This window comes from Pseudolysinimonas sp. (assembly GCF_044239695.1).
Classification (GTDB): domain Bacteria; phylum Actinomycetota; class Actinomycetes; order Actinomycetales; family Microbacteriaceae; genus Pseudolysinimonas_A.
In genome coordinates, this window is the sequence record NZ_JBIIAW010000033.1 from 19,250 (window position 1) to 28,182 (window position 8,933).

9 protein-coding genes are annotated in these 8,933 nt (G+C 67.7%); 8 read left to right on the top strand and 1 reads right to left on the bottom strand.

The window, feature by feature from the left end; genetic code table 11:
* Positions 1-47: 47 nt before the first annotated feature.
* Positions 48-1,049 carry a LacI family DNA-binding transcriptional regulator gene (locus ACILQS_RS07075; RefSeq protein WP_395639413.1) on the bottom strand — a complete coding sequence of 334 codons (1,002 nt, stop codon included), beginning with the start codon at positions 1,047-1,049 and terminating at the stop codon, positions 48-50.
* A gap of 213 nt (positions 1,050-1,262) precedes the next feature.
* On the opposite strand from ACILQS_RS07075, the gene ACILQS_RS07080 reads away from it, so the two are divergent.
* From ACILQS_RS07080 to ACILQS_RS07115, 8 genes are all read left to right on the top strand, one after another.
* Positions 1,263-2,783 (top strand): sugar ABC transporter ATP-binding protein, encoded by a 1,521-nt coding sequence (locus tag ACILQS_RS07080; protein ID WP_395639414.1) that lies wholly within the window; start codon positions 1,263-1,265, stop codon positions 2,781-2,783.
* Complete coding sequence (locus tag ACILQS_RS07085; protein WP_395639415.1) at positions 2,783-3,802, top strand: ABC transporter permease; 1,020 nt, start codon at positions 2,783-2,785, stop codon at positions 3,800-3,802. The genes ACILQS_RS07080 and ACILQS_RS07085 overlap by 1 nt, the downstream gene beginning before the upstream one ends.
* Complete coding sequence (locus ACILQS_RS07090) at positions 3,802-4,863, top strand: ABC transporter permease (RefSeq protein WP_395639416.1); 1,062 nt, start codon at positions 3,802-3,804, stop codon at positions 4,861-4,863. Before ACILQS_RS07085 ends, ACILQS_RS07090 begins: the two co-directional genes overlap by 1 nt.
* A 62-nt stretch (positions 4,864-4,925) precedes the next feature.
* Positions 4,926-5,954: a rhamnose ABC transporter substrate-binding protein gene (gene rhaS, locus ACILQS_RS07095; RefSeq protein WP_395639417.1), complete on the top strand. Its 1,029-nt coding sequence runs from the start codon at positions 4,926-4,928 to the stop codon at positions 5,952-5,954.
* Positions 5,955-6,035: 81 nt separating this feature from the next.
* Positions 6,036-7,043 carry a LacI family DNA-binding transcriptional regulator gene (locus ACILQS_RS07100; protein ID WP_395639418.1) on the top strand — a complete coding sequence of 336 codons (1,008 nt, stop codon included), beginning with the start codon at positions 6,036-6,038 and terminating at the stop codon, positions 7,041-7,043.
* Between the two features lie 387 nt (positions 7,044-7,430).
* Positions 7,431-8,015 (top strand): ABC-three component system protein, encoded by a 585-nt coding sequence (locus ACILQS_RS07105; RefSeq protein ID WP_395639419.1) that lies wholly within the window; start codon positions 7,431-7,433, stop codon positions 8,013-8,015.
* Positions 8,008-8,238 (top strand): ABC-three component system middle component 6, encoded by a 231-nt coding sequence (locus tag ACILQS_RS07110; protein WP_395639420.1) that lies wholly within the window; start codon positions 8,008-8,010, stop codon positions 8,236-8,238. The genes ACILQS_RS07105 and ACILQS_RS07110 overlap by 8 nt, the downstream gene beginning before the upstream one ends.
* The coding region (locus tag ACILQS_RS07115) for a hypothetical protein (RefSeq protein WP_395639421.1) at positions 8,239-8,933 on the top strand (695 nt) is incomplete at its 3' end.

Genomic DNA, 8,933 nt, shown 5'->3' on the forward strand with positions numbered 1-8,933 from the left:
CGAATCGACGGCCCGTCCCTCTCCGGAGGGGCGGGCCGCTGCCGTGCTCACGCGCTGTCGCGCACGACCAGCTCGGGCTGCAGCACGACGTGGTTGCTGCGCGGGATGCGGGCACTCGGCCGACCGAGCAGTTCGAGGATCATGTCGACGGCGGTGCGGCCCAGGCCCTGCCGCGGCTGCCGCACGGTCGTCAGCGGCACACTCGAGACCGACGCCCACTCGAGGTCGTCGTACCCGACGATCGCGACCTCCTCGGGGATGCGGATGCCGTCGCGCAGCAACTGCTGAGCCAGCCCGAGGGCGAGCATGTCGTTCGCGCAGAACACCGCGGTCGGGCGGCGGTCGGCGGCGCGATCGACAAGGCGTGTGCCGGCGCTGCGGCCCGCTTCGATCGACCACGAGTCGGCATCGATCAGCTCGAGGGTCACCTCGGGATGCTCGGCGACCACCGAGCGCGCGCCCGCGAGTCGCGTGCGCACCTTGGGGGAGGTTTCGGGGTGACCGAGGAAGGCGATCCGCCGGTGACCGGTGCCGATCAGGTGGCGCATCCCGATCTGGCCGCCGCGGAAGTCGTCGACGACGACCGACCAGCAGTCGCGGTCGTCGCCCACCCGGTCGACGAACACCATCGGGACGCCGCGGTCTTTCAGCATCTCGAGCCGGGAGCTGTTCTCGTCGACCGGCGCGATGATGATGCCCTGCACGCGAGACTGCACGAGCAGGTCGAGGTTGTGGGTCTCGCGCACGGGGTCGTAGCCGCTGTTGGTGATCACGACGCCGACGCCGAGCTCGGCGCAGCGCTCCTCGGCGCCGAGGGCGACATCGACGAAGAACGGGTTGTCGAGGTTGGCGACCGCGAGGCCCAGGGTGCGCACCCGCCCCGGACGGAACTGGCGCGAGCCCTGATGAGGCACGAAGTCCAGTTCGCGGATGGCCGCGAGCACGCGCTCGCGAGTGGCGACGTTGACGTAGGAGGGGCGGTTCAGCACGTTGCTCACGGTGCCCGCGGACACCTGCGCGAGTCGTGCGACGTCCTTGATGGTCGCCATCGATCTCCCTGGTCCGGTCGCCGGCGGCGACTCGTTCAATGAACCACTCTAGAGCGCAGCGTCGTCGTCGCGCCGAGTTCATTCGAACGCGCGTCCGCCGCCGCGCTTGACGCGGCGGGCCTCGCGGCCTATCGTGACTGAACATCGCCTGAATCGATTCACTCCTGGTTCAGGTGGAGATCCCCGTACCCGCCTTTCCGGAAGCAGACGACGATGTCCGACCCTGTTCAGCACAGCGCCCCGCCGGCGCTCGAGCTGTCCCACATCGCGAAGGCGTTCGGTGCGGTCATCGCGCTCACCAACGGAACGCTGCGGCTCGAGCGAGGCTCGATCCACGCCCTCGTCGGCGAGAACGGTGCCGGCAAGTCGACGCTCGTGAAGATCATCGCCGGGCTCTACCAGCGGGATGCCGGCGACCTGCTGCTCGACGGCGAACTCGTCGACTTCCGCTCGACCGCCGAGGCGAAAGCTGCGGGCATCGCCGTCATCTACCAGGAGCCGACGCTCTTCCCCGACCTCTCGGTCACCGAGAACATCTTCATGGGACGCCAGCCGCGCGGAGCGCTCGGCGTCATCGACCGCCGGGCCATGCGCACCGAGGCTCTCGCCCTGTTCGAGCGGCTCGGCGTGCGCATCGACCCCGATCGCCCGACGCTCGGCCTGTCGATCGCCGATCAGCAGATCATCGAGATCGCCAAGGCCATCTCGCTCGACGCGCGCGTGCTGATCATGGACGAGCCGACCGCCGCCCTCTCCGGCGTCGAGGTCGAGCGCCTCTTCGCCGTCGCCCGGTCGCTGCGGGATGAAGGCCGCGCCATCCTCTTCATCTCGCACCGCTTCGACGAGGTGTTCGACCTGTGCGACACCGTCACCGTGATGCGCGACGGGGCCTACATCGCCACCAGCCCGATCGAGTCGACGACGGTCGAGGAGATCGTGCGGCAGATGGTCGGCCGCGATGTGACGACGCTCTTCCCGAAGCTCGAGGCCGAGATCGGCGACGACGTGCTCGTCGTCGAGGGACTCACCCGGCCCGGCGTCTTCTCGGACGTGAGCTTCACCGTGCGGTCGGGCGAGATCGTCGCGCTCGCCGGACTCGTCGGGGCGGGCCGCAGCGAGATCGCCCGCGCGATCTTCGGCATCGACTCCTACAGCGCCGGTTCGGTCCGGCTGAACGGCGCGCTCCTGCGCCGCAACGACCCCGCCTCGGCGATGCGCGCCGGGCTCGCGCTCGTGCCCGAGGACCGCCGCCAGCAGGGGCTCGTGCTCGAGTCGAGCGTCGCCCGCAACGCGACCCTCGCCATCCGCCGCACGCTCGCCAAGTTCGGGCTCATCACCGACGGGCTCGAGAACGCGAGCGCCCGCATCTGGGCGAGCCGCCTCGAGGTCAAGACGAGTGCCCTCGACACGCAGGCCGGCACGCTCTCGGGCGGAAACCAGCAGAAGGTCGTGCTCGCGAAGTGGCTCGCCACCGACCCGAAGGTGCTGATCATCGACGAACCGACCCGCGGCATCGACGTCGGCACGAAGGCCGAGGTGCACCGCCTGCTCTCCGAACTCGCGCAGCAGGGTCTCGCGATCCTGATGATCTCGTCCGAACTCCCGGAGGTGCTCGGCATGGCCGATCGCGTGCTCGTCGTCCACGAGGGACGCATCACTGCCGACGTGCCGCGCGCGGAGGCCACGGCCGAGTCGGTCATGTTCGCCGCGACCCACACCGAGGCGGCCGCCTGATGAATCCCGTGCTCCAGCGACTCACCCGCTTCGTCACCGCGCGCGAAACCGGCATCCTGCTCGCCCTCGTGATCGTCGTCGCGATCACGACGATCGCCAACCCGCGCTTCCTGTTCTCGGGCGACGGCTTCCGCGATCTGCTGCTCACCCCGTCGATCCTGTTGCTCGTCGCCGTCGGTCAGGCGATCGTCATCATCACCCGCAACGTCGACCTCTCCGTCGGCTCGACGCTCGGGCTGTCGGCCTACCTCACGGGCCGGATCTTCATCGACCTGCCGTGGCTGCCCTGGCCGGCGGTGTTCCTCATCGGCATCCTCTTCGGCGGTCTGCTCGGACTGCTCAACGGCGCGCTCGTCGCGTTCGCGAAGGTGCCCTCGCTCGTCATCACGCTCGGCACGCTCTACGCGTTCCGCGGCATCAACGTGCTCTGGACCGGCAGCGACCGCATCAACCCGTCCGACATGCCGAAGGACTTCCTCGCGCTCGGCACCTCGGCGATCGCCGGCATCCCGTACCTGACGATCCTCGCGATCGTCGTGCTCGTGATCGCCGGGTGGTTCCTGCGCACGCAGCGCGCCGGTCGTGAGCTGTACGCGATCGGGTCCGACCCCGGCGCCGCGCACCTCTACGGACTCAAGGTCACGCAGCGCACCCTCGCCGCGTTCGTGGTCTGCGGCGCGCTCGCCGGACTCGCCGGGGTGCTCTACGCCGCCCGCTACGGCACGGTGAACTCGCAGGCCGGCTACGGCTGGGAACTGGATGCCGTGGGCGCCGCGGTCATCGGCGGCGTCGCGATCTTCGGCGGCAGCGGCACGGTCTGGGGAGCCGCGATCGGCGCCTACCTGCTGCTCACCATCAGCCGCGCGTTGCCGGTCGTCGGGGTGCCCGACTTCTGGCAGGGCGCCGTCGTCGGCGGGCTCATCCTGGGCGCGATCGTGCTCGATCGGCTGCTCGCCCTCCGCACCGCGAGACGACTGACCGACGTCCACGCGCGACAGAAGGAAGAGGTTGTGAGCTGATGAGCGACACGTCACTCGCCGCGCTCGCCGACAAGCCGGTGCGCACCTACCGCGACTACGGCCGACCGCTGTGGCGCCGCATCCTGATGACCCATGAGATGGCGATCATCGCGCTGCTCGTGCTCGTCTACGTCGTCGCGAGCGCCACGGTGCGCGGCTTCGCCGGCACGCTGACGATCCAGTACCTGCTGCCCGACCTCGTGCCGGTGCTGCTCATCGCGCTGCCGATGACCCTCATCATCATCACCGGCGAGATCGACCTCTCGGTCGCCAGCACCGCCGGCCTCGCCGGAGTCGCGTTCGGCATCGCGCACGCGGCGGGCATCCCGATCGGCCTCGCGATCGTCGTCGCGCTGATCGTCGGCGTCGCCGCGGGGGCGATCAACGGGTTCTTCATCACCGTCGTCGGGCTGCCGTCGCTCGCGGTCACGATCGGCACGCTCGCGCTCTTCCGCGGGCTCGCCGTCGGACTCATCGGCACCGACCGGGTCGGCGGCTTCCCCGAGGCCCTCCGTGATCTCGCCCTCGACCGCATCCCGGGCACCCCGATCCCGAACATGATCGTGGTGTTCGTCGTGCTCGCGGTCGTCTTCGCCGTCGTGCTGCACTTCACGCCGGTCGGCCGCGGCATCTTCGCGATCGGCCTCTCGAGCGAGGCCGCGCGCTTCTCGGGCGTGCGCATCGAGCGCACCAAGTTCCTGCTCTTCGTGGTCAGCGGTCTCGTGTCGGCCCTCGCCGGCATCTACTACGCGCTCAAGACGAACATCTCGCTCGCCGACAACACGGCGGGGCTCGAGCTCAACGTCATCGCCGCGGTGCTGCTCGGCGGCGTCTCCATCTTCGGCGGTCGCGGAGCCCTGCACGGCGTCATCGCCGGCGTGCTCCTCATCGGTCTCGTCGGGAGCGCGCTGCGCCTCGCCGGACTGACGAGCGACGTCATCAGCATCGTCACCGGAGTGCTGCTCGTGGCCTCCGTCGTGGCCACCAGCTTCTTGGCCTGGCTCCGCGTCACGCGGGTCGTGCCGGGAGGGAAGAAGGGGTCCCCGGGACCTGTGCAGTAACAGGGACCCCCCGCAGCGCCGGGCTGGCAAGCACCGGCAACCTCACACTAGGAGAAACAACGATGTTCAACCGAAAGATCCGTGCGACCGCGGTCGCCGGCATCGCCCTCACCGTGGCGCTCGTCGCCACGGGCTGCGCGGCCGGCGGCGGAGACGAAGGCGGCGCCGGCGGCGACGCCGACTACTCCATCACCTTCCTCCCGAAGAACCTGGGCAACGCCTACTTCGACACCTCCGACGCCGGTGGCGCCGAGGCGATCGAGGAGTTCGGCGGCACCTACGAAGAGGTCGGCCCGGCCACCGCCACGCCCGACTCGCAGGTCAGCTTCATCAACACCGCCGCCCAGCAGGGTGTCGGCGGCCTCGTCGTCTCGGCGAACGACCCCGACGCGTTGTGCGATGCGCTCAACGAGGCGCGGGACAACGGCACGAAGGTCGTCACCTTCGACTCCGACGTCAACGCCGACTGCCGCGACATCTTCATCAACCAGGCCGACGCCGAAGGCATCGCCAAGGTCGAGGTCGACCTCATCGCCGAGCAGATCGGCGGCGCCGGTCAGGTCGCGATCCTCTCGGCCGCGGCCACCGCGACGAACCAGAACGCCTGGATCGACATCATGACCGAGTACATCGCGTCGGACTACCCCGACATCGAGCTCGTCGAGGTCGTCTACGGTGACGACGACGACCAGACCTCGTTCGACAAGACCGCGGGCCTGCTCTCGACGTACCCGGAGCTGAAGGGCATCATCTCGCCCACCACGGTCGGCATCTCGGCGGCAGCGCGCTACCTCTCCACCTCGGAGTTCAAGGGCCAGGTCGCGCTGACCGGTCTCGGCACCCCGAACCAGATGCGCGACTACGTGCTCGACGGCACCGTCACCGCGTTCGCGCTGTGGAACCCGGGTGACCTCGGCTACCTCGCCGCCTACGCGGCGAAGGCGCTCATCGACGGCGACATCACCGGGGCCGAAGGCGACGAGTTCGACGCCGGTCGCCTCGGCAGCTACACCGTCGGCGCGAACGGCACCGTCCTCCTGGGCGACCCGTTCACCTTCAACGCCGACAACATCGGGGACTTCGACTTCTAAGTCGGCATCCTTCATCGGGCCCGGCCGGCGTGAGCCGGTCGGGCCTCCCCCCGTTCTGCCGTCGACCCGAGGAGGTGACCCATGGCCGTGAGCATCAAGGACGTCGCGCGTCACGCGGGCGTCTCCGTGGGCACCGTCTCGAATGCACTGAACAAGCCCGACGAGGTCTCGGCCGAATCGCTCACGCGGGTGCTCGAAGCCGTCGACGCCCTCGGCTACGTGCGCAACGACGCCGCCCGCCGCCTGCGTGCGGGCGTGTCCTCGACCGTCGGGTTCGTCGTGCTCGACGGCCAGAACCCGTTCTTCAACCAGGTCGTGCGCGGAGCCGAGGACGAGGCCTCCCGGCACGGCATCGCCGTCCTGGTCGGCAACACCGACGAGGACCCCGCCCGCGAGGGCATGTACCTCGATCTCTTCGAGGAGCAGAGCGTGCGCGGCGTGCTCATCGCCCCCTACGGCGATATCACCCGTCGCTTGACTCGGCTGCGCGAGCGCGGCATCCCGGCGGTACTCGTCGACCGGATGAACGTCGAGGGCACCTTCTCGTCGGTCGCCACCGACAGCGTCGTGGGGGGTCGGATGGCGGCCGAGCACCTGATCGACACCGGTCGCCGCCGCATCGCCTTCGTCGGCGGGCCCTTCGACATGCGCCAGGTGCGCGACCGTCTCGACGGGGCGCGCTGGGCCGTCGAGGCGAGTGACGTCGGCGCCGAGATCGAGGTCGTGGCGACCCGTGCGCTCACCGTCGAGGAGGGAGCGGATGCCGGCCGCCGCATCCTCGAACGCCCGCCCGGGCAGCGCCCCGACGCCCTCTTCGCCGCCAACGACCTCGTCGCCCTCGGCCTTCTCCAGGCGCTCGTCGTCGACGGATCGGTGCTCGTACCCGACCAGATGGCGCTCATCGGATTCGACGACATCGCCTTCGCCGCCGCCGCGGCCGTGCCGATCTCGTCGGTGCGTCAGCCGAGCCGGGCGATCGGGCAGACGGCGCTGCGCATCCTGCTCGAGGAATCGGGCGACGACACCCTCATCCCGCGCCAGACGGTGTTCCGGCCCGAGCTCGTCGTGCGGGCCTCAACTCGGTCCTGATTCTTTCGGTCGCACACGCCGCGCCGGTGTCGGCAGAAGTCGCCTCCGAACCGTTCATGCTCACCGTTGGCTTTTTCTGCAGAGCGAAGTCGCGGGAGCCCCTTACAAGGACGGACGGAGCATGCGGCGAAGCGGTTTCAAATCGGCGCACAACTGCGGAGTATCACTAGCATTCGGATTATGGCCCAGGCGACGCAGCGACGCGATCCCGTGCCTCCGGCACAAGAGCGGGTGGTCATTTCCCGCAGTGGGAACGCGTGCGCTTATCCTGGATGCGCCATCCCGCTTACGCTTGATCCAGGTCACGATCAGGATCGGCCAAAAGCCGTAGGCAAGGTCGCGCATATTGCAGCGGCTAGTGTCGGGGGTCCTCGGTACGTCGAGAGCATGACAACTGCTGAGAGAGGGTCAGCCGCGAACCTGATCTATCTCTGTGGACCCCACCACGACGCGATTGATTCGCAGCTGAACCTGCACACGCTTCAGTTCCTGCGCGATGCGAAGAAGGCACACGAGGCCGCCGTCGCGCGCGCCGTGCGTTACGCGCTGGGCGATGTGACGTATGAGGAACTGAGCTTGGTGTGCTCGGTCGTCGGCCGTGCCGCTGATAAGGGACAACCTGATCATGTCGACCTCGCGTTGCCGCTCCAGGAGAAGATCCAGTTGAATGCGCTCGGCGACGGATCGGTGGCTCGGATCGCCGATGGGCTCTCGCAAGCGAGTCGCGTCGCGGAGTTCGTGGCCTTTCAAAACGGAATCGAGGCTGGGTTCGGTAGATCCTTGGCGAGCAGGATGAAAGCCGACTACTTCACTGCGATCGCCGAGGGACTGGGGCCGGACGAAGTGTTCGACTACCTGGTCACAGTCGCGTTCGATAACGCTGGGCCGACCGATTCTCCGCGCGTTCGAGCCGCCGCCCTCGCGGTGATCGCCTACTTGTTTGAGATCTGCGAGATATTCGAACGTGAATGAGATCCTTCCCGACAAGTTCACTCCGGCCAGGCAGACAGTTGTGGGTCAGGCATCCTTCATCGCATCGCAGCTTCAGAACAAGAACATGACCATCGCGCAGTTGTTCTCCGAGTTCAAACAGGCGGACTCGGGAGCGACGTTCGACAGCTTCGTAACTGCTCTCACCTTCCTCTATGGAGCGGGAGCGCTTGATTACCGCGACGGAATCGTGAGGTTGCAGTAGATGCTTATCCGACTCTTCGCCAACAAGGACGAGTTCGACCCGATCGATTTCAAGCCTGGGTTCAACGCCATCGTCGCCGAACGAGCTGCTGAATCGACCAATCAGAACACTCGGAACGCGCGAGGCAAATCGACGCTGCTGATGTTTCTGAACTGGGTACTCGCCGGCAACAGGCCAAAGAGCCTGTTGCCGCTCGCTGACGACGGTTGGGAAATCTCGTTGACGCTGGAGATGTTCGGGGGAGTCGTCACTGCGACACGTGCGCTGAACAGCGGCACCCGAATCGCTCTGAGCTACGACCAGACCGCGGGCGAGGTCGTCGCACCTTATGTTTCTGAAGGCACAACGTCGCTTGAAGACTGGAAGGAACTACTCGGATTAGCTCTCTTTCGGCTTGAGCCGGATGGCGAGCCGAGGTCGGGCAGTCTGTCAGTTCGGACCCTCCTCTCCTACGTCATTCGGACCGACACCCCGAAGAGCCCGTTCAAGGTCATCACCCAACAAGGCGCCGTGAGCAGTCGTCAGCATGTCTCCTTTCTGCTGGGGTTGGATTGGGAAGTCGTTCGCCATCTGGCTGCGATAAAGAAGGGCTTAGATCAGCTCAAGACCATCACGGCCGCGAGCAGGGACGGTCTTGTTTCAACGCTTCGTCCCGAAGATGAACTCGTGCTTGAGCGGGCCGCGCTTAGAAACGA